The 20,746-nt window shown below is 70.3% G+C and carries 18 protein-coding genes; 11 read left to right on the top strand and 7 right to left on the bottom strand.

What is annotated here, in order from left to right; translation table 11 throughout:
- The first annotated feature begins 26 nt into the window (after window positions 1-26).
- Window positions 27-2,684 carry an ATP-binding protein gene (locus ABD289_RS11995; protein ID WP_344130264.1) on the top strand — a complete coding sequence of 886 codons (2,658 nt, stop codon included), beginning with the start codon at window positions 27-29 and terminating at the stop codon, window positions 2,682-2,684.
- A gap of 289 nt (window positions 2,685-2,973) precedes the next feature.
- Window positions 2,974-3,516, top strand: coding sequence for a sigma-70 family RNA polymerase sigma factor (locus ABD289_RS12000; protein ID WP_344130266.1), 543 nt, complete (start codon window positions 2,974-2,976; stop codon window positions 3,514-3,516).
- Between the two features lie 25 nt (window positions 3,517-3,541).
- Here the strand turns inward: ABD289_RS12000 and ABD289_RS12005 are convergent, their stop codons facing one another.
- Window positions 3,542-4,576, bottom strand: coding sequence for a LacI family DNA-binding transcriptional regulator (locus ABD289_RS12005; RefSeq protein ID WP_344130268.1), 1,035 nt, complete (start codon window positions 4,574-4,576; stop codon window positions 3,542-3,544).
- A gap of 120 nt (window positions 4,577-4,696) precedes the next feature.
- Between ABD289_RS12005 and ABD289_RS12010 the strand changes: the two genes are divergently transcribed.
- Entirely contained in the window at window positions 4,697-5,008 is a 312-nt protein-coding gene (locus tag ABD289_RS12010) for an MFS transporter (protein WP_344130271.1), read from the top strand.
- Complete coding sequence (locus ABD289_RS12015) at window positions 5,005-5,637, top strand: nucleoside/nucleotide kinase family protein (RefSeq protein WP_344130274.1); 633 nt, start codon at window positions 5,005-5,007, stop codon at window positions 5,635-5,637. The genes ABD289_RS12010 and ABD289_RS12015 overlap by 4 nt, the downstream gene beginning before the upstream one ends.
- Window positions 5,638-5,658: 21 nt before the next feature.
- On the opposite strand, the gene ABD289_RS12020 is transcribed toward ABD289_RS12015, so the two are convergent.
- Window positions 5,659-6,558, bottom strand: a complete 900-nt coding sequence (locus ABD289_RS12020) for a LysR family transcriptional regulator (RefSeq protein ID WP_344130277.1) — start codon at window positions 6,556-6,558, stop codon at window positions 5,659-5,661.
- Window positions 6,559-6,698: 140 nt separating this feature from the next.
- Here ABD289_RS12020 and ABD289_RS12025 point away from each other — a divergent pair, with 140 nt between their 5' ends.
- On the top strand, window positions 6,699-7,385 hold the full coding sequence (locus ABD289_RS12025; RefSeq protein WP_344130280.1) for a type 1 glutamine amidotransferase domain-containing protein: 687 nt from the start codon (window positions 6,699-6,701) through the stop codon (window positions 7,383-7,385).
- A 122-nt stretch (window positions 7,386-7,507) separates the two neighbouring features.
- Here ABD289_RS12025 and ABD289_RS12030 read toward each other — a convergent pair whose 3' ends face one another.
- Window positions 7,508-7,669, bottom strand: a complete 162-nt coding sequence (locus tag ABD289_RS12030; protein WP_344130283.1) for a hypothetical protein — start codon at window positions 7,667-7,669, stop codon at window positions 7,508-7,510.
- A 456-nt stretch (window positions 7,670-8,125) separates the two neighbouring features.
- On the opposite strand from ABD289_RS12030, the gene ABD289_RS12035 reads away from it, so the two are divergent.
- The gene (locus tag ABD289_RS12035; protein WP_344130286.1) at window positions 8,126-9,952 is read left to right on the top strand and encodes a hypothetical protein; all 1,827 of its coding nucleotides are present in this window, start codon (window positions 8,126-8,128) and stop codon (window positions 9,950-9,952) included.
- 157 nt (window positions 9,953-10,109) lie between these two features.
- On the opposite strand, the gene ABD289_RS12040 is transcribed toward ABD289_RS12035, so the two are convergent.
- From ABD289_RS12040 to ABD289_RS12050, 3 genes are all read right to left on the bottom strand, one after another.
- A complete protein-coding gene (locus tag ABD289_RS12040) occupies window positions 10,110-11,117 on the bottom strand; it encodes a LacI family DNA-binding transcriptional regulator (protein ID WP_344130289.1) in 1,008 nt (335 codons plus the stop codon).
- A 273-nt stretch (window positions 11,118-11,390) separates the two neighbouring features.
- Window positions 11,391-12,155, bottom strand: coding sequence for an adenylate/guanylate cyclase domain-containing protein (locus ABD289_RS12045; protein ID WP_344130292.1), 765 nt, complete (start codon window positions 12,153-12,155; stop codon window positions 11,391-11,393).
- A gap of 94 nt (window positions 12,156-12,249) precedes the next feature.
- A complete protein-coding gene (locus ABD289_RS12050; protein ID WP_344130297.1) occupies window positions 12,250-13,461 on the bottom strand; it encodes an MFS transporter in 1,212 nt (403 codons plus the stop codon).
- Window positions 13,462-13,533: 72 nt separating this feature from the next.
- On the opposite strand from ABD289_RS12050, the gene ABD289_RS12055 reads away from it, so the two are divergent.
- The 3 genes from ABD289_RS12055 (at window position 13,534) to ABD289_RS12065 (ending at window position 16,085) form a co-directional block, all read left to right on the top strand.
- Window positions 13,534-14,442, top strand: coding sequence for a LysR substrate-binding domain-containing protein (locus ABD289_RS12055; RefSeq protein WP_344130300.1), 909 nt, complete (start codon window positions 13,534-13,536; stop codon window positions 14,440-14,442).
- Between the two features lie 315 nt (window positions 14,443-14,757).
- The gene (locus ABD289_RS12060) at window positions 14,758-15,591 is read left to right on the top strand and encodes an SAM-dependent methyltransferase (RefSeq protein WP_344130305.1); all 834 of its coding nucleotides are present in this window, start codon (window positions 14,758-14,760) and stop codon (window positions 15,589-15,591) included.
- A gap of 122 nt (window positions 15,592-15,713) precedes the next feature.
- Window positions 15,714-16,085, top strand: a complete 372-nt coding sequence (locus ABD289_RS12065) for an ArsR/SmtB family transcription factor (RefSeq protein ID WP_344130308.1) — start codon at window positions 15,714-15,716, stop codon at window positions 16,083-16,085.
- Window positions 16,086-16,098: 13 nt separating this feature from the next.
- Here ABD289_RS12065 and ABD289_RS12070 read toward each other — a convergent pair whose 3' ends face one another.
- The gene (locus ABD289_RS12070; RefSeq protein WP_344130586.1) at window positions 16,099-16,902 is read right to left on the bottom strand and encodes an SDR family oxidoreductase; all 804 of its coding nucleotides are present in this window, start codon (window positions 16,900-16,902) and stop codon (window positions 16,099-16,101) included.
- Window positions 16,903-17,187: 285 nt separating this feature from the next.
- Between ABD289_RS12070 and ABD289_RS12075 the strand changes: the two genes are divergently transcribed.
- Together ABD289_RS12075 and ABD289_RS12080 are read left to right on the top strand one after the other, a co-directional pair.
- Window positions 17,188-19,536 carry a phosphoketolase family protein gene (locus ABD289_RS12075; protein ID WP_344130311.1) on the top strand — a complete coding sequence of 783 codons (2,349 nt, stop codon included), beginning with the start codon at window positions 17,188-17,190 and terminating at the stop codon, window positions 19,534-19,536.
- Window positions 19,533-20,648, top strand: coding sequence for an acetate/propionate family kinase (locus tag ABD289_RS12080; protein ID WP_344130316.1), 1,116 nt, complete (start codon window positions 19,533-19,535; stop codon window positions 20,646-20,648). Before ABD289_RS12075 ends, ABD289_RS12080 begins: the two co-directional genes overlap by 4 nt.
- The last annotated feature ends 98 nt before the right edge of the window (window positions 20,649-20,746 follow it).

Raw genomic sequence — 20,746 nt, forward strand, 5'->3', positions numbered from 1 at the left:
TGATGGCGGCGAACGGTTCGACACCGGTGATCTTGGGCCGGGATGCGGAACTCGACCGGATCCGCCAGCTGATCGACCGAGTCACGGCCGGGACCGGCGATGTGCTCCGAATCGACGGCGAGCCGGGGATCGGCAAGACCGCGCTGCTCGAACAGCTCACCACCGAGGCCGCGCTGCGCGGATGCGCGGTGCGCGGCGCAGCCGCCGACCGCTCGTACGGGCCGCACGCCCTGCTGGAACGCCTCGACCTGCCCGCAGGCGACCCCGACGCGATCCGCGCGGCGGTCGAGCAGCGGTGCGACGAGGCGCCGCTGGTGCTGGTGATCGACGACGCCCACCAAGCCGACGACGCCCTGCTGCAGCGGCTCGCCCGGCTCGCCGAGGAGCTACCACTGCTCCTCGTCACCGCCGCGCGGCCCACACGGGCCGACGGCGGTTCCCGCGTCAGCGCGACGCGGATCACGCTGCCACCGCTCGACCGCGCGACCAGCGCGCAATTGGCCGCGCGGCTCGCGGGCGCGACCGGAATCGGCCCGCGAATGCGCGCGCAGCTGCAGCACACCGCCGGAAACCCCGGCCTGCTCGGCGAGCTGGTCCGGACCCGGCACCTGGAGGTCGTCGACGGAAGGGCGGAGCTCGTCGCCGCCGAACCACCGCACTCCTCGGCCGAGTCGATCATCGCCCGGCTGGACTTCATCGACGAGACGACCTGCGAGTTGCTGCGCATCGCCGCGCTGCTGGGGTCACCGTTCTCGGTCACCGAACTGCGCGCCGTCTCGGAACAGCCGATGATCGAACTCACCGGCCGGCTCGGCGAGGCGTTGCGAACCGGGCTGCTGCTCGAATCCGGCCCCCGGCTGACCTTCCAGCACGAGCTGGTCCGGCAGGCGCTGCGCGAGACCACTCCCACCCCGCTGCGGGTGGCGTTGCACCACCAGGCCGCGCAGGCGCTGCAGAGCTCCGGCGCGCCGGCCGAGCGAGTCGGCGAGCAGCTGCTGGCCTCGGTGAACCTCGCCGACGCCGAGTTCGACGACTGGGGCATGAACTGGCTAGCCGAGCACGCCCGGGCGCTCGCCCAGCACAGCCCTGATTGCGCCGAGCAGCTGCTCACCATCGCCGTCGGGAAGCTGCCCCGCCACGATCGACGCCGCGCGGAGCTGCGCGTGAGCAAGGTGCTCGCCCTGGTGCAGCTCAACCGCCCCGGCCAGGTCCGCGAGCTGGCCCGCGAAATGCTCGCCGAGGAGGGCGAGCAGTCGCACGCGGCCGAGCTCAACTGGTACCTGACCTGGTCGCTGGCCACCCTGGGGCTGACCGGCGAAGCCACCGAGGTCGCGGAGAAGGCGCTGCACACGCCTGGTTTCGAGCGACCGTGGTCGGCGCGGACGCAGGCCGTGCTGGGCCGGGCGCTGCTGGCCGAGGACCGCTTCGAGGATGCCTACCTCGCGGTGGAGCGCGCGGCGGACGAGGCACGCGCCGCGAACGACCCCTACGCCCTCGGGCTCGCGCTGCACGTGCGCGGGAGCGGTCTGGCCCGGCAGTGCGATCTGACCGAGGCGGTGGTCTGCCTCGAGGAGGCGACCGCCGCGCTGGGCGACGCCCGCGAGCACACCGATCTGCGGTTGCAGGTGCTCAGCGACCGGATGATGCTGCTGTTCGCGCTCGGCCGCAGCGACGAGGCCGACCGCGCGCTGCACGAACTGCTGGCGATCGCCGAGAGCAGCGCCACCTGGAACCGGCTCGCGGCGATCCGGCTCTCCGCCGCCTACCACTACTTCACGGTCGGCCGCTGGGACGACGCGACCGCGGAGCTCGAGGCCGCGTCGGAACTCACCGCTCACATGAGCGAGCCAGATCGCAGCAGGCTGCACGGGCTCTCGGCGATGATCGCGGGCCAGCGCGACGACAACGAGTCGTTCCGCGGCCACCTCGACCGGCTCGGCCCGGCTTCCCGCGGGTTCCCGCTGGTCGCCGAGGTGATGCGTGCCGAGATCGACGGCGAGACCGAGCTCGCGGTGCAGCTGCTGACCGGATTCCTGCACCGGGGCGACCGCTTCGCCACCCGGTACGTCTTCCTGCCGCAGCTGGTGCGGCTGGCGGTCGAGATCGGAGACACCGGCACCGCCGCGGAAGCCAACGACGCCTGCGCGCAGGACGCCTCGGTCGGCGCGGTGCCCAACATCCTCGCCGCCTCGCAGCACTGCAGGGGACTGCTGGACCGGGACCCGCCCGCGCTGCGCGCGGCGATCGAGCTCTACCGCAAGACCAACCAGACGCCCAAGTGCGCCCGCGCGCTCGAGGACCTGGCGCTGCTGCAGGCGGAACGAGGTGAGCAGACCGCAGCGCGCAAGTCCTACGCGGAGGCGGTGGAGATCTTCCAGGCGCTGGGCGCGGCCTGGGACCTGCGGCGCATCGACTCCGCGATGCACGCGCACGGCCTGCAGCGCCCCCGCAAGCGCAAGCAGCGGGCGAGCACCGGCTGGGAGGCGCTGACCAACACCGAGCGGCGGATCGCGCTGCTGGTCGGTGACGGCCTCGCCAATCCCGAGATCGCCGCGGCGCTGTCCTCCTCGCGGCGCACCGTGGAGGTGCACGTCTCGCACGTGCTGAGCAAGCTCGGAGCTCGCTCCCGCGTGGAGATCGCGGTGGAAGCGACCAAGCACCGCGAGGTGGAGGACTCCGCTTGAGCACCCACCTCCAGGAAAACTAACCCTGTTAGTCCACTGTGGCTGTTCAAGCCGACGATTCTTATTGCGGCCCAAAGCTGTTGCGCCGTTCGGCCGCTCCCCAATTCACCCGATCCCGCTCATCTGAGCATTTTCCAGACCTCGCGCGGGAAATCTACGTGAGCTCCTGGATTACCCGCTACCGCGAAAACCGGCAAACTGTGGACGTCCCGCCAAGACGTTCCCCGGCGTCCACCGATCACAGTGGACTCTCGAAAACCGGGGCGCACAACCGAATGCAGACGGACCCATGACCACAGTCGCCCTGGAACGGCCCGACAGCGCCGCCGAGCCCGCCGCCGAACGAGCGCTGAGAACCCTCTACGACGAGCACTACTCGCGGCTGTTGTCCTACGTGAACCAGATCCTCTCCGACCCGCACCACGCGGAGGACGTCGTGCAGGAGACCATGCTGCGCGCCTGGCAGCACGCGGACTCGCTGACCCCGGAGCGCGGATCGATCTGGGGCTGGCTGACCCGGGTCGCGCACAACATCGCCATCGACCGCATCCGCGCGCGGAAGGCACGCCCCGCGGAGGTCGAGGAGCACGCGGGGGCCTCGGTCACCGCCGAGCTCGCCGATCACTCCGAGGCGGTGGTGACCCGGATCGCGGTCACCAGCATGGTCAACCGGCTCAACCCGGCCCACCGCTCGGTCGTCTACGAGGTCTACTACAACGACTGCACCGCCGACCGGGCCGCCTCGGCCCTGGGCATCCCCCCTGGCACGGTCAAATCCCGCCTGCACCACGCGATGCGCCACCTCAAGGACTCCACCGAGCCCCGCGTCTGAACGCACCCGGGACGCTCCTGCGCCTTCAGCGGCAGCCGCAGGAGTTCCGGTGCACCAGGCGGCTGGGCAACCGGTGGGTCTCCGGCTCGACCGAGGGATCGGCCAGCCTGCGCAGCAGCAGCTGGGCGGCCTTCGCACCGATGTCCGCGCAGGGCTGGGCGACCACCGTCAGGCGCGGAGCGAAGTGGTCGGCCCACGGGAAGTCGTCGAAGCCGACCAGAGCCACGTCGCTGGGAACCTCCAGCCCGGCATCGCCGAATGCGCTCATGGCACCGATGGTCATGCTGTTGTTGGCCGCGATGAAGGCCGTGGGGCGGTCCGGGACCGCCAGCAACCGCGCAACGGCGTCCGCGGCGCCCGCGCTGTCCGAGCGACCGGAGTCGACCAACGCCGAGTCGTACTCGAAACCGTTGCGGGCCAACCCTTCCCGATAACCGATGAGGCGCTCCTCGGTGGTGGACAGCCCGGCCAGACCGGCGATCATGCCGATCCGGCGGTGCCCCAGCCCTGCGAGGTGGTCTACCAGCTGCGCGGTGGGCTCGGTGTTCTCCGGCCCGACCTGGTCGTAGCGCTCGTCGAGCAGCCGGTCGGCCAGCACCACCGGCACGTTCTGCGCGTCGAGGTGGTCCAGCGCCGGACGCGGGTCCGCCGAGGCGGCCAGGACGATCCCGTCGACCCGGCGCTCGCGCATGGTGCGCACCACGGTCAGCTCGTGCTCCGGATCGTCGTGCGGGTCGGCGAGCAGCAGCGTGTAACCCTGTCGGACCACCTCGGCCTCCACGCCCTGCAACACCTGCCCGAAGTACGGGTTGGAGATCGCCGACATCACCACCGCGATCGAGCTGGTACCGCCGGTGGCCAACGAGCGCGCGAGGGTGTTCGGGCTGTAACCGGTGGAAGCGATGGCGTCCTCGACCGCTCGCCGGGTCTCCTCCCGCACGGCCCTGGTCCCGTTGACGACGTGCGAGACCGTCGCCGCGGACACTCCCGCGACGCGCGCGACATCGGTCATCGTCGCCATGACGGCAAGCACTCCCTCGGGCTCGTCAGTGGCACGCACGATAGCAGTTAAGCGGTTGCGCAAGCGCTTAACCGAGGTTTAGATTTCCGATCGCTCAACGTGGAGATCGCGCCACCGGCGCAGGTCGACCCGCACCGCCGCGGGTCTGGGAGGCAGAGCATGACCACCGCAACACCGCCACCGCAGGTGGCCGACCTCGGACACCGCGGCGCAGTGCTCGGCGCCTCCGCCATCGCCGCGCTCGGCGGCCTGCTGTTCGCCCCGAACGCCGAGGTCCTGATGGGCCTGGACTTCCTGATCTCGATCTCGGTGCTGACCCTGATCAACGCGCTCACCGCGACCGGGCTGTTCTGGATCTACGGCGCGTTCGGCATCCTCTTCTTGGTCTGCCTGCACCGGAACCTGCCGGAGACGAAGAACCGCACGCTGGAGGACATCGAGAGCTCGCTGCGCGCGCGGAGCAAGGCGTGACCGGGCACCAGGGCGGACTTCCCGCCCTGATCGAGCGCGCCCGCGAGCTGGCCTCGACCGGCCGGCGCCGAATCCTGGGCATCACCGGCCCGCCCGGCTCCGGCAAGGGCACGCTGGCCGAGAAGCTGCGCACCGAACTCGGTCCCGCGGCCGTCGTGGTGCCGATGGACGGGTTCCACCTGGCCGAGGCCGAACTGCACCGCCTCGGCCGCCGGGACCGCAAGGGCGCACCGGACACCTTCGACGCGGCGGGCTACGCCGCACTGCTGCAGCGGTTGCGCACCCCCGGTGAGCACCCGATCTACGCGCCGGAGTTCCACCGCGAGGTCGAGGAGTCCTACGCCGGTTCCATCGCGGTAGGCCCCGAGGTGCCCCTGGTCATCACCGAGGGCAACTACCTCCTGCTGGACGAGGGGCCGTGGAGCGAGGTCCGCGGGCTGCTGGACGAGGCGTGGTTCCTCGACCCGCCGCACGAGGAGCTGGTGTCACGCCTGCTCGCGCGGCACACGGGTCACGGCAAGACCCCGTCGGCGGCGCGGGAGTGGGTCAAGACCACGGACCTGCCGAACGCAGCCCGCATCGCTCCCACCCGCGCCAGGGCCGATCTGGTCATCGACGAGGACTGGTGACACCGCCGGAACGGGCCCGGTTCACCAGGTGCGGGCATCGGCGAGCAGCCGTTCTCGGATGCTGGTGACCGTCGGGCGCTCGGGGGCTCCGGCGCGCTCGGCGAGGTAGAGCGTGTTGATCGGCGGGTCCTCCGGTTCCAGCAGCGGCACCAGGGCTCCCGAAGCCAGTTCGGCCGCGCACAGGTAGCGCGGCAGCACGGTGATGCCCGCACCCGCAGCGGTCGCGGCCAGCAGGCCGCGCAGGTCCGGGACGACCACCGCCGCCTGGGTCGTCAACCGCCGCCCGAACACGTGGCGCCAGTACCGCCGCACGATCGGCAGGTCCTCGGCGTAGGTCAGCAGCGGCACCCCCGCCAGTCCCGCCGGGTCGGCGGTGTCGATGCCGCGGGCCCGGTCCGGTGATGCGACGAGCAGGAACTCCTCGTCGACCAGCGGGATCGCGGTCACGCTCCTGCCGCGCGGGCGGATCGAGGACACCACCAGGTCGTAGGCGGCCGCGCGCAATCCGTCGAGGAGCTCGTCGGCCAGGCCGGTGGTCACCCGCAGCCGCAGCCCGTCGGAGACCAGCGGCGCGAGCGCGGGAAGCACCCGCGCGCACAGCAGCTCGGCGGGACCGGCCAGCTGCACCGGCTCGGACAACGCGCCCAGCTCGCGTTCGGTCACCGCCGCGAGCTCGTCCAGCGGGGCGGCGACCTGCATGGCCAGTTCGCTGGCCGCGGCGGTTGGCGCGGCGCCGCGCGGCAACCGCTCGAACAGCTTGCGCCCGAGCCGCTGTTCGAGCGCGCGGATCTGCCCGGTCACCGTGGGCTGGGACAGCCCGAGCGCGCCCGCGGCCGCCGTGAACGAACCCGTCCGGTGGACCGCGAGGAATGCGCGCAGCAGCCCGAGGTCGACCGGGCCATTGGATTCACTGGACACCACGCCCAGGATGCTAGCCCGGGCGGCATCGTTGATCCATCAGGATTTCTATACCTGCCATCGCACTCGTAATTGGCACCCTGATGGCGGCGCATCTACCGTCGAGGACGCAAGCACGACTCTCAAGCGGAATGCGAAGTGCAATGGCAACCATCCTGTTCGTGATGACCGGCTCCGACCAGTGGACGCTGGCCGACGGCACCAAGCACCCGACCGGGTTCTGGGCCGAGGAGTTCACCGCGCCCTACGAAGCGCTCACCGCCGCCGGGCACGAGGTCGTGGTGGCCACCCCGGGCGCCGTCGAGCCCCCGGTCGACCAGGGCAGCCTGGCCACCGAGGCCAACGGTGGCCAGGACAACGCCGATCACATCGCCAAGGTCCTGGAGCAGGCGGGCACCGAGCTGCGCAACCCGATCGACCTCGCGCAGGCCGACCTCGCCGACTACGACGCGGTGTTCTACCCGGGCGGGCACGGCCCGATGGAGGACCTGGCGGTCAACACCGACTCCGGGCAGCTGCTGAGCGAGACCCTGGCCTCCGGCAAGCCGCTGGCCGTGGTCTGCCACGCACCGGCCGCGCTGCTGGCCACCGGCCCGGACTCGCCGTTCCGCGGTTACCAGGTCACCGGGTTCACCAACACCGAGGAGACCCAGGCGGGCCTGGCCGACAAGGCAAAGTGGCTGCTGCAGGACCGCCTCGTCAACCTCGGCGCCGAGTTCTCCGAGGGCGAGCCGTGGGCGCCCAACGTGGTCATCGACCGCAACCTCTACACCGGTCAGAACCCGGCGTCCTCGGCACCGCTGGCCCAGGAGCTGCTCAAGGCGCTCTGAGCGGAGTCCGCGCGAAGGAAGGGCCCGGTAGGCGGTGTCTCGCCTACCGGGCCCTGCTACGTCCGCGTCCGGTCCGCTCGGGAATGCGCGGCAACCGCCTCAGGTGCGGGGTGAACCCGCGCCTAACCGCGTTGCTCGGCGCGCTGAGGGCTGCGGCCCGGCGTCACCGTGGTGACGTACCAGGCGTTGGCGCCGCCGTGGTGGTGGATGTAGTGCTCCGCGGTTGCGCGATCGCCGAAGCGCAGCTCCTGCCGCAGCTCGGTGTGCACGATCTTGACCGCCACCAGGTGTCCCCCCGTCTGCTCGAAAACCCATTCAGGCCCCCGATGTTGGCATCCGGAGCAACTCGTCGCCACCGACCGACGCACGGGCGTGTCCCACCCGGCCCGTCCGTCGTGCACCACCGGCGCCCCTAGCGGTGACAGTTTTGCCTAAAACTGTGCGGACAAAACGGGCATGATCACGTGACAGTTATAGGCAAAACTGTCACCGCTCATCCACACCGGCGCGTGGAACACCCGTGGAGAAATGGGAATGTTTCACCCCGGGGCGCGAAAGCGTCGCCGCATCAAGGCAGTCGTTTGGCTCAGCGCTGGGATTACCTGGATTACGGGGAAAACGGCAACTCGCGGACGGCGCTGCAGTGCCGTCCGCGAGCCCTTCCCTTCCGGATCTTGATCGGTCTAGGGTGCCGCCTGAGAGCGCTCTCTGCTCTGTTCCTTCAGGAGGTGCGTTATCCCATGACCCCCGTCTCACAACGGCGTGGGCGCCGCCGGTTCCCGTTCTTCGCCGGGATGGCCGCGCTCGCCGTCGTCACCGCGACGGCGCCCGCCGCCGGGGCCGCTCCAGCAGCGAAAGCTCCGCAGCCCAACGATGTTCGACCGCAGGCCTGCGGCGGCACGGACACGCCGGACTTCGGCGAGAACGTGAACATCTTCGACCCGAGCATGCCCGCGGATCAGATCCAGCAGCAGCTCGACGCCGACTTCGAGAACCTCAAGGACACCCAGACCGACCAGATGTCGGAAGACCGGGTGGCCGAGCTGTTCATGCCGGGCGACTACGACAACAACATCAACGTCGGCTACTACACGTCGGTGGCCGGGCTGGGCAAGAACCCCGGCGACGTGAACCTCAACGGCAACCTCACCGTCGACGCCTTCAACGAGAGCGACGAGGGCAAGGCCACCCAGAACTTCTGGCGTTCGGCCGAGAACATGACGGTCACGCCGCAGGGCTCCAACCGCTGGGCCGTGTCGCAGGCGGCGCCGTTCCGCCGGATGCACATCAAGGGCGACCTCGACCTGTACCCGAAGAGCTACGGCTGGGCGAGCGGCGGCTACATCTCGGACTCCGTGGTCGACGGCAGCGCCGAGTCCTCGTCGCAGCAGCAGTGGTACTCCAAGGACTCCAAGTTCGGCAGCTGGGACGGCGGCGTCTGGAACATGACGTTCTCCGGCGTGGAGGGCGCCCCGCCCACCGCGTTCCCGGAGCCGCCGCACACCACCCTGCCGACCACCCCGGTCTCCCGGGACGTGCCGTACCTCTACGCCGACGCCCAGGGCAAGTTCCACGTGAACAAGCCGGAACTGCGCCCCGACGCATCGGGCCCGAGCTGGGCAGGTGGTGACACGCCGGGCACCTCGGTGCCGATGAGCGAGTTCTACGTCGCCAAGCCCGACGACACCGCGCAGACCATCAACGATGCGCTCTCGCGGGGCTGCAACCTGCTCTTCACCCCGGGCGTCTACCATCTCGACGACACCATCCAGGTGAACAACCCGGACACCGTGGTGCTGGGCATCGGCTACCCGACGCTGCAGCCGACCACCGGCAAGCCGGCCATGCAGGTCGCCGACGCCGACGGCATCCGCCTCAAGGGCCTGCTGTTCGACGCGGGCGAGACGAACTCGCCGAGCCTGCTGACCATCGGCGAGGAGGGCGCTTCGGCGGACCACTCGCAGAACCCGATCAGCGCGCAGGACGTGTTCTTCCGCATCGGCGGCTCGGTGGCGGGCAAGGCCACCCAGAGCCTGGTGGTCAACAGCAACAACACGCTGCTGGACCACGTCTGGGCCTGGCGCGCCGACCACGGCAACGAGGGCACCTACGGGTGGGACATCAACACCGCTGAGACCGGTGTGACCGTCAACGGCGATGACGTGACCGCCACCGGTCTGTTCGTCGAGCACTACCAGAAGTACCAGACGATCTGGAACGGCAACGGCGGCAAGACCATCTTCTACCAGAACGAGCAGCCCTACGACGTGCCCGACCAGGCGTCGTACATGAACGACAACGGGCTCAAGGGCTGGGCCGCCTACAAGGTCGCCGATGACGTCACCTCGCACGAGGCGTGGGGCCTGGGCAGCTACAACTACTTCAACACCAACCCGGACGTGCGCAACTACCACGCGTTCGAGGTTCCGGAGAACCCGAACGTGAAGTTCCACAGCCTGGTGACGGTTTCGCTGAACAACAAGGGCGCGACCGAGCACGTCATCAACGACACCGGCGCGGTGACTCCGCCGGAGACCCAGCCGTCGAACGTGGTCAGCTACCCCTGACCCGGCGGCACCCCGAAATGAGGTTCCGGACGGAAATCATCCGTCCGGAACCTCATTTCGGTCCGCATTCACCCGGCGGTCGGCGAAGAGGGCTGAACCACCACTCGATTCCGGCGAGAATCGTCCGCCCGCGCCCCATTTCTGCCTGAACCGGGAATCAGCCCGATGCGCGCAGGACCAGTTCCGTCGGCAACGTGATCGCGGGCTCGATCTGCTGCCCGTCGATGGCCCGCAGCAGTTGCCCCGCCATGCTGCGGCCGATGCCCGTGATGGGTTGACGCACGGTGGTCATCGGCGGATCGGTCTGCCGGGCGAGCTCGATGTCGTCGAAGCCGATCACCGCGATGTCGTCGGGCACCCGCACGCCCTCCCGCTGCAACGTGCGCAGGGCGCCGTCGGCCATCAGGTCCGAGGCGACGAAAACCGCGTCGATATCCGGGGTCTCGGCCAGCAGCCGGCTCATGGCGTCCGCACCGGAGCTCCTGGTGAAGTCCCCGGTGGCCTCGACCAGTGCCATGCCCGCCTCGCCGAGCGCGTCCCGGTAGCCCTGCCTGCGGTCGATCCCGGCGATCATGTCCGGCGGCCCGGTGATGCTGGCGATGCGGCCGCGCCCCGCAGCGATGAGGTGCTCCACCGCCGCCCGAGCGCCGCCGTGGTTGTCCACGTCCACGTGCGGCACTTCCACCGGCCCGAGCGCTCGCTCGTTGCTGACCACCGGGATCTTCGAGCGCACCAGCGCCGCGGTCAGCGGATTGGTGCCGTGCAGCGACGCGAGCATCACCCCGTCGACGTGCCTGGCCTGCGCCGAGTGCTCGATGCGCTGCCTGCTCTCCACCGATCCCGCCAGCATCAGCACCAGCTGCCGATCGGCCTCGTCGAGCTCCTGGCTGATGCCCTGGATGAGCTGCGAGAAGAACTGGTCCTCGGAGAACACCCTGGTCGACGATTCCGGCAGCACCAGCGCGATAAGCCCGGTGCGCTGCGTGACCAAGGTGCGCGCGGCCAGGTTCGGCACATATCCGAGTTCGGAGATCGCCGCTTCGACCGCGCGGCGGCTTTCTGGAGTGGACGGCTGCTCGTTGACCACCCTGGACACCGTCGCGCGAGAGACACCGGCACGTTCGGCCACCGTTTCCAGCGTCGGTCTGCGGTGCCCCTGCACCATCACGCTCCTCCTCGCGGCGGGAACCAATGCCGCGAAGGCTACATCCCCGCATTCCCGCTTCCGAATTACGCCGGATGATCCGCAGCCGGCGCCCGCGCTTTTCGGAGCGCGGAAAAACCGCGCGTGCCAGCGGAAGTGCGCGCACGACGAGCCCGACCACGCACTTCCGCGCGAAACCGGCCGAGCGCGGAATCCGAGAGCGCTCTCCAGTTCGCCGAAACGGAATTCTTCGTTCCGGATTGATTCTCCGGCGAATCCGGCAGTTCGCGCGATTCAGGTGTCGTGGCGCGGGATGACCGCGAAGACGGACAGGTCGTTCGGGGCGCCCTTGGCCCGGAATCGGCGGGGGCGCGCGACGTAGCGGTCGCGCCGGGCGGCGGCCAGCACCTGCTCGGAGGCCAGGACCTCCCCGCCTCCGGCGGCATCGGCGATGCGGGAGGCGATGTTGACGTCGACACCCAGGTAGTCGCGACCGACTCGCCGGGGCCGGCCGCGGTGCAGGCCGACGCGGAGCTGCGGGCGATACCCGTCGACGTTGACGACGTTGACGGCCGCGCCCACCGCCGAGGCCGCCTGGATCGCCTTGTCCGCGTCGGTGAAGGAGACCATCACGCCGTCGCCGAGCGACTTGACGACCTTGCCGCCGTAGGCGCTGACCACGTCGTCGGTCACGTCGAAGACCTCGCGCAGCAGGCGCAGCACCTGGTCGTCACCCGCGTGCAGCGCCCAGGTGGAGAACCCGACGAGGTCGGTGAACATGATCGTCACGGGGTGATCGGCCGAGCGGGTCATGGCCTGCCACGCCTGCACGGCGGCCAGCCCGAATTCCTGCGCCGCGCTGGGCGCGTCCCCGGAGGCCTGCAGGATCAAGCGCGCCACCCGGTCGGACCCCTTGGCCGGAAACGCCGGATCGACCGCGCCGGGCAGCATTCGGCGCAACCCGCGAGCCACCCCGACGACCCCGGGGCTCTGATTGGCCCGCCGCACCGCGTTCGCGGTCCTTCCCCAATACCGCTGCGGGCCCGATTCCTCGATCATGCGCATCCCCACTGAGCTCTCGCCCCGCCCGAACCGGACGGGGCGAGACCAGCATACCCGGATACCTACTCAGCAGTAGCAAAGCTGACGAGAATCACCACGCGCTGGGGAATCCCTGGGATTCAGGCACTTTCATCCGGACCGAACCGGCGGCGAGGAACAACGAGCAGGCGGCCACCGGCACCAGCAGGATCGTGGCCACCGCCATCCAGGTCACCGCGGTCGTCAGCGGCCACGTCGAGGTCAGCAAGCCCACGATCACCGCGGGGCACCCCGATCCCAGGTAGAAGGCCAGGTAGAGCGCACCGGTGATGCCCCCGCGCCGCTCCTCGGGCGTGCGCTCGGCGACCGCCGCCGACGCGCCACCGTAGACCAGCCCGTGCCCGACCCCGGCCGCCACCGCCATCGCGCACGTCACCCACACCGACGTGCCCGCGGTCGCGGCCAGCAGCACCAGGCTGACCAGCAGCGCCCCCAGCCCGCGGAGCTGCGCCCGCCGCGGTCCCAGGGATCGCACCAGCGGCTGCACCAGCACCGAGCAGATCAGCACGCTGCCGACCACCAGGCCGGTGACCGCCGGATCCGCCCGGAGCAGGCTCGGGATCAGGGATAGGAACAGCCCCACCACCGTCCAGGCCAGGAACCCGTTCACGGCCGAAGCCGCGAACAGCACGCGCATCCCACCGGGGATCGCCGGCAGGGCGAGGTGCCACCGCCCGGCCCCGGGAGCGGACTCCAGGGCCGACACCAGCCGCCACGCGCCCCAGAGCAGCACGAGGTGCACCAGGTACGGCAGCAACCCTGCGTCGACCCGGCCGAGCACTCCCCCGGCGATCGGCCCCGCGGCGGTACCTGCCAGGAACGCGGTGCTGGCGAGCAGCGCCCCGCGCCCGGGCGAGCCGCGCGCGATCAGCGCCCCGGCCGCTCCAGTCGCCGCGCCGAGCGCGATCCCCTGCAGCGCCCGCCCGGCCAGCAGCCAGCCGGGTCCAACGGCCAGCGCGAAGCACAGCGAGCCCGCCGCCGCTGCCAACGTGCTCCAGCGCAGCACCGCGCGGGGCCCCAGCGCGTCCGAGGCCTGGCCGAACAGTACCAGCGCGGGAGCGCTGACCAGCGCGAACGTCGCGTAGATCAACGTCATGGTCAGGTCGCTGAACTCGAAGACGCGCTGGTACTCGGGATACAGCGGGCTCGGCAGGTAGGCACCGGCGGTGAGCACGACCAGCACGTACGCACCGGCGCGCAGCTCCCGGGGACGATCAGCGGCATCGGGCAGCGTGCGGGGGAAGGAACGGGCCGAAGGAATCACGTGGCCAGTCTCCGGCCATCGACCGCTCAACAGAATCAGACGTTTCTCAACGCGATCGTGCAAAATGTTCGCATGCTCGATCCGAAGCTCAAGGTGCTGCAGCTGGTCGCCCACCACGGCACGGTCACCGCCGCGGCGGCGGCTTCGCACTACACGCCGTCAACGGTGTCGTACCAGCTCAGGCAGCTGTCAGAGGAGCTCGGCGTGGAGTTGCTGGCGCAGTCCGGCAGGGGCGTGCAGCTGACCGCCGCGGCCCGCACGGTGCTGCGGCACGCCGAGACGCTGCAGGCGCAGGCCGAGCGCGCTTACGCCGAGCTCGCCGCCACCGGCGACGAGCCGAGCGGTTCGTGCACGCTCTGCGGGTTCTCCACCGCCGCGACCCGGCTGCTGCCGCCCACCGCCGCGGCGCTTCGGGAGCGGTACCCGCACGTGCGGGTGCGGATGATCGAGGCAGAGCCATCGCGGTGCTTCGACCTGCTGCTGTCCGGTGACGCCGACCTCGCGCTGGTGATCAACACCGCCGACACGCCGCCCGCCGCGGACGAGCGATTCGTGCAACTGCCCCTGCTCGACGATCCGCTGGACCTGGTCGTGCCCAGCGACCACCGGCTGACCGCCCAGCGCCGGGTGACCCTGGCCGACGCCGCCGGCGAACCGTGGATCCTCGGACGCCCCGGCAGCACCTACCACCACCTGGTGCGCACCGCGTGCCTGACCGCCGGGTTCACTCCTAGCATCGCGCACTACGCCGACGAGTGGGACACCGGAACCGCGCTGGTGGCACACGGTTTCGGCATCATCCTGGTGCCGCGGCTGGCCCGGCTGCACATGGACTGGCCGGTCGTCCGCATCCCGCTGCACGGCGAACCCGCCCCGGCCCGGCGCGTGCTGGCCGCGACCCGCCGGGGCGCCGAGGAGCACCCCGTCACCGCAACGGCGCTGGACCAGATCAACCGCACCGCGACGACGTTGCTGCCCTAGACGGGATCCGGGGTCGCCACCGAGCGGAGATCACCGAGCGAGCAGTCCGCGTTCCGAGATCGCACCGACACTGGACGACGCGCTCAACGGCGCGCCCGGCGATCCGAAAACCCGTGCTTTCACGCGAGATTGTTCACGATGTTCGTCGCCCGCCGCCGGGAACGCGACCTGCTTTCCCGCCCGAAGCGCTCCCGCCCCGGTCATCGCGCCCGGCACGACCGGTCGGCCATCCCGCCGACGCGGAGGCGAAGCGTGCCCGGGCGTTTCCGAAAGTGAGACCTCGCAGCATCGACATCGAGATGACGACAGGCGATCATGAACGCCACGCACGATGAGCGCCTGGCCGCCGAGATCGACACCGATTCGCCCAGCGTTGCCCGTGGCTACGACCACTGGCTGGGCGGCAAGGACAACTTCGAGGTCGACAGGACCATCCTGCAGGCCATCGAGGAGGTCGTGCCGGAGGCCCGCCCGCTCGCGCAGGAGAACCGCAACTGGCTGGTCCGAGCCGTCCGGTTCCTGAGCTCGCCGCTGCACGCGGGCATCGACCAGTTCCTCGACCTGGGCTGCGGGCTGCCGACCATGCAGAACGTGCACCAGGTCGCCCAGCACAACAACCCGGAGTCCGTGGTCGTCTACGTCGACAACGATCCGACGGTCGCCGCCTACGGCCGGGCGATGCTGGTGGAGAACGATCACACCCACTTCTCCATCAACGACCTCCGCTACCCGGACGGGATCCTCAACGACCCGCTCGTCACCGCGAACCTGGACTTCGACCGCCCGATCGCGCTCATCCACTCGGGCACGATGCACCACACCGCCGACGAGTACCGGCCCCGCGAGATCATGCAGCGCTACATCGAAGCGCTGCCCTCCGGCTCGTACGTGGCGATGTCGCACTTCAGCTGGCCGCCGGACTCCGAGCACTACCGGGAGATGGCCACCAAGATCGAGAACTTGCTGCACGACCTGGTCGCCTCCTGCTGGTGGCGCAGCAACGACGTGGTCGAGAGCTTCCTCGACGGCCTGGAGCTCCTCCCGCCCGGCCTGGTCCGCACCGTCGACTGGTGGCCGGAAGGCCCGTTCCTCCAGGAGAAGTCCGAGATCCCCAACCTCATCTACGCAGCACTCGCCCGCAAGCCCTGACGGGCTCCCGCCTGCCGCGTCGAGGTGACTGGATGCGGCGCTGCGCTCCGCTGAAGACCACCCTCGAGACATCGGCCGCCTGCAGAGCGCACCGACCCGCCCGCACCTGCTAGAACCGGGAGATGCCGAATCACGAGTTGCCGATCGGCGAGGCGGACGAGGACTGCGCGACGCGGGTGACGCGCGAGCCGCTGAGCGCCGAGCAGGCCACCGAGCTCGCCCGGACGTTCAAGGCGATCGGCGATCCGGTTCGGCTGCGGCTGCTGTCCCTGATCGCCTCGCACGCTGGCGGCGAGGCCTGCGTATGCGACGTGACCGAGGCCTTCGACCTCTCCGGGCCGACCATCTCGCACCACCTCAAGGTGCTGCGCGAGGCAGGCCTCATCACGGGCGACCGGCGCGGCACCTGGATCTACTACCGGGTGCGGCCGGAAGCCCTGCGGCAGCTCTCCGAGTCGCTGCTGCCCGCGGCGGAGACGGCTGTCACGGCGTAACCGCGGGCCCGCGTCAACCCGGGTGGGTCTCCCCACCGACCGGGGCGAGCACCTCACCGGTGTAGTAGCTGGACAACCGATCGGACGCGAAGAACACGTAGGACGGCGCGATCTCGTCCGGATGGGCCATCCGCTGCATCGGGGTCTGCTCGCCGAAACCGTCGACCTTCTCCTCGTGCAACGTGGACGGGATCAGTGGTGTCCACACCGGACCCGGGGCCACGCAGTTCACCCGAATCCCGCTGGTGGCCAAGGACTGCGAGAGCGATTGCGTGAGCACGTGCACCGCTCCCTTGCTGGCCGAGTAGTCCATCAGCTCCTTGTTGCCCCGAAGGCCGTTCACCGAACCGGTGTTGATGATGGCGCCGCCTTCGGGCAGGTGCCGCAACGCGGCCTTGCACAGCCAGAAGACGGCGTAGACGTTGACCTCGAAGGTGCGGGTGAACTGCTCGGTCGTGATCGACTTCAGGTCGTCCTGCGGTGTTTGCGTACCCGCGTGGTTGACCAGCACGTCCAGTCCGCCCAACCGATCGGCCGCCTCGTCGACCAGGCGCGAGCAGAACGCCTCGTCGGCCACGTCACCGCGGAAAAGGTGGCACGAACGCCCCTGCTGACGCACCAGCGCGCCGGTGTGCTCGGCCTCGCCGTCCTCCATCTCGTCCAAGTAGGCGACGGCGACGTCGGCCCCCTCCTTGGCGAAGGCGATCGCGACCGCGCGACCGATTCCCGAGTCGCCTCCCACGACCAGCGCCCGCTTGCCATCGAGGTGCCCGGCGCCGGTGTACTCGCGCATCTCGTCCCTGGGACGCGGCTCCATCTCCTCCGTCGTTCCCGGCGGCTCCTGCTGCTGGGCAGGGGCGCTCCGAGGCTGCTCGTTCACGGGCGATCCCTCCTCGCGAAAGCTCGGTCGATTCGGCTCGAGCCGCGCGCCGACCGGCGCGGCCTCGTGGCTACCCGGATGTCCGGGCCGCTGAACACGAACACCTCTGCGATCCCGGCGTGACCACCGAAGCACCGCGCCCGGACCACCACGACGCCGTTTAGGAACCGCTCCAGCGGAACAACCTCTGGGCAGCTCGATCAACAACGGGAGGTGACGTCCGTGACCGCCCTCGGGGCACAACGAGCGGAAGAGCTCGCCCGCTACCGCCGAGCGTGCGACTACATCGCGGCCGCGATGATCTACCTGCGGAGCAACGTCCTGCTCGATCGACCGCTGCGGTCCGAAGACGTCAAGCCCCGGGTGCTCGGGCACTGGGGGACCTGCCCCGGCATCACCTTGGTCTACAGCGGCTTGAACCGCCTCGTCCGCGACACCGGCAGGCGAACCCTGCTGGTCACCGGCCCCGGGCACGGCGCGCCCGCGGTGCACGCGAACCTCTGGCTGGAGGGCACGCACGCCGAGCACGACCCCGAGCTCAGCGTCGACGGCCACGGGCTTCGCGAGCTGATCCAGCGCTTCTCCTGGCCCGGCGGCTTTCCCAGCCACCTCTCCCCGGAGGTTCCCGGGGTGGTGCACGAGGGCGGTGAGCTCGGCTACGCGCTGGCCACCGCCGTCGGCGCGGCCCTCGACAAGCCCGACCTGCTGGTCGCGTGCATCGTCGGCGACGGCGAAGCCGAAACGGGACCGACGGCAGGCTCGTGGCAGAGCGCGAAGTTCCTGGACCCGAAGACCAGCGGAGCCGTGCTGCCGATCCTGCACCTCAACCGGTACAAGATCTCCTCGCCCACGGTCTTCGCCTCGATGAGCGATCGGGAACTGGTCGAGTACTTCGGCGGCTGCGGCTGGTCCCCGCGCATCGTCGACGTCACGGGCAGACAGGTCGAAGCCGACGCGGTCCTGGCCGAAGCGCTGGATCGCGCGCACTCCGACATCGCCGAAATCCAGCGCGAGGCGGACCGCTCCCGCGACGCGGCCTGGCCGATGATCGTGCTGCGCAGCCCGAAAGGCCTCGGGCTGCCGGAGACCGACCTCGACGGCGCGCCCCTGGAAGGCAGCTTCCACGCGCACCAGGTCCCGATCGACGACGTGCACGACGATCCCGAGGCCCTGCGGCTGCTGGAGTCGTGGCTGTCCTCCTACCGGCCGCGCGAGCTGTTCGACGCCCACGGCACGCCGAACGACGACCTCCTGAGCGTGCCGCCGTCGAACTCGCTGCGGATCGGCATGACCGCCGAGTCCAATGGCGGCAGGCTGCGCACCGAGCTGCCACTTCCCGATGTCGGCCGCTTCGCCGTGGACGTGCCCGCTCCGGGCGGCGCGCAGGCCGGAGCGACCCCGACGCTCGGTCCGTGGCTGACCCGGATCCTGCGGGACACCGCCGATCGCCGGGACTTCCGCATCTTCTGCCCCGACGAGCTCGAGTCGAACAAGCTGGACGCCGCGCTGGAGGCGACCGACCGGTGCTTCACCCGCGAGGTGGCCGGTTACGACCGCCCGCTGTCGCCCGACGGCCGCGTGATGGAGGTCCTTTCCGAACACCTCTGCCAGGGCTGGATCGAGGGCTACCTGCTCACCGGCGGCCACGGTCTCTTCCCGTGCTACGAGGCGTTCGCCTCGATCATCGACAGCATGCTCAACCAGTACGCCAAGTTCCTCAAGATGTCCGGCGAGGTCCCGTGGCGCGAACCGGTCTCGAGCCTCAACTACCTGCTGACCTCCGAGGGCTGGCGCCAGGAGCACAACGGGTACTCGCACCAAGGCCCCGGTTTCATCAACAACGTCCTCACCAAGAAGACCTCCGGAGGCCGCGTGCTGCTCCCACCGGACGCCAACACGCTGCTGGTCACCATGCGCGAGTGCCTGTCCTCGGTCGATCGGATCAATCTGGTGGTCGCGGGCAAGCACGACGCTCCGCAATGGCTCGACCTGCCCGCCGCCGAGGAGCACTGCCGCAACGGCTTGGGCACCTGGCCCTGGGCGTCCTCCGATGGCGGCGGGGAACCGGACGTCGTGCTCGCCTGCGCGGGCAACATCCCCACCATCGAGACCCTCGCCGCCGTGCAGCTGCTGCGCCGCGCGCTGCCGGAGCTGCGGGTGCGGGTCGTCAACATCGTTGATCTCCTGGCGCTGGCCACGCCGCAAGCGCACCCGAACGGCGCGGGCGACGAGGTCTTCGCCGAGTGCTTCGGCGGCGCCGGCACGCCCGTGGTCTTCGCCTTCCACGGATATCCCTCCGCCGTGCACGAGCTGCTGCACGGCAGGCCGGAACCCAACCGGTTCCACCTGCACGGCTACCGGGAGGAGGGAACGACGACCACCCCGTACTGCCTGCTCGCGAGCAACACGATGACCCGGCACGACCTGGCCGCCGACGCGGCGAGGCGCTCGCGCCTGCCGCACCGCGAGGAAGTCGCCCGGGAACTGCTGCGGGAACGCGACGAGCTCGTCGAGCACGCGCACCGAAACGGTACCGATGCCCCCGCGATCCGCGAGTGGAGGTGGACGTGAGCACAGCGGTCATCACCGTCAACGCGGGCTCCAACAGCCTGCGCCTCGACCTCGTCGAAGTCACCGACGGACGGGAACCGCAGGTGCACGACTCGCACCACACCGGCTCCTCGCCCACCGGCGAGGAGAGCCTGGGAGCGTTCGACTCCTTCATCGACCGGCACGGGGCGGACGCGGCCTGCCTCGGGCATCGGCTGGTGCACGGCGGCGAGCTCATCCAGCGGCCGCGCGAGGTCGACGAGAACGTGCCCGCACAGCTGCGCGCCGCGGAACCTCTGGCCCCGCAACACGTCCCGGCAGCGCGACAGCTCGTCGAGCGCGCCCGGGACGCGTACCCGGCGCTGCGGCAGATCGTATGCCCGGACACCGCCTTTCACACCACGATGCCCGAACAGGCGCGCGCGGAGCCGCTTCCGCGCCGCTGGCGCTCGCAGGTCCGCCGCTTCGGCTTCCACGGCCTGTCCTACGCCTGGGCGCTGCAACGGGCCGCGAAGCTCCTCGACCGACCCGCCGAGCGGCTCAACACCGTCATCGCCCACCTCAGCGGAGGCTGCTCGGTGTGCGCGGTCCGCGACGGGCGCAGCGTCGACACCACGATGGGCTTCACCCCGCACGGCGGCATCACCATGAGCCGCCGCAGCGGCGACCTCGACCCCGGGACGCTGTTCTGGTTGCTGCGCAACTCCGGTGAGAGCCTCGACGAGGTGGAGCAGGCCCTGGGACGCGAATCGGGGCTGCTCGGACTCTCCGACGGTCTCTCCAACGACACCCGGGATCTCGTCGCCGCAGCCGAGCGGGGCGACGCGGCGGCCGGCTACGCGATCGACGTGTTCTGCAGACGAACGGCCTCGGGCATCGCGTCGATGGCCACCAACCTGCAAACCCTGGACGCGCTCGTGCTCACCGGGGACATCGGCTGGAACCAGCCGGAGGTCCGCAGCGGCATCTGCGAGCGCCTGGGCCTGCTCGGCATTCCGTCGCGGTTGTCGGGCAACCGCGATGACGACGGCTTCGTGGGACGTGTCGACGGCAGACCACCGGTGATCGTCATCGAGCCGCGGGAGGAGCTGCAGATGGCCATCGAATGCCATCGAGCGCTGGTCGGCCGCTGAGGCTCGAACGGACCCTCTTGAAATTACCGCGAAATCAGAGGTATTCGAGCGCGCTACCCGAAAGGACCCGGAACGCCGCGAATCTCGCATCCCCCTTG

The sequence above is a fragment of the Saccharopolyspora halophila genome, assembly GCF_039531955.1.
In the GTDB taxonomy this organism is placed as follows: domain Bacteria; phylum Actinomycetota; class Actinomycetes; order Mycobacteriales; family Pseudonocardiaceae; genus Saccharopolyspora; species Saccharopolyspora halophila.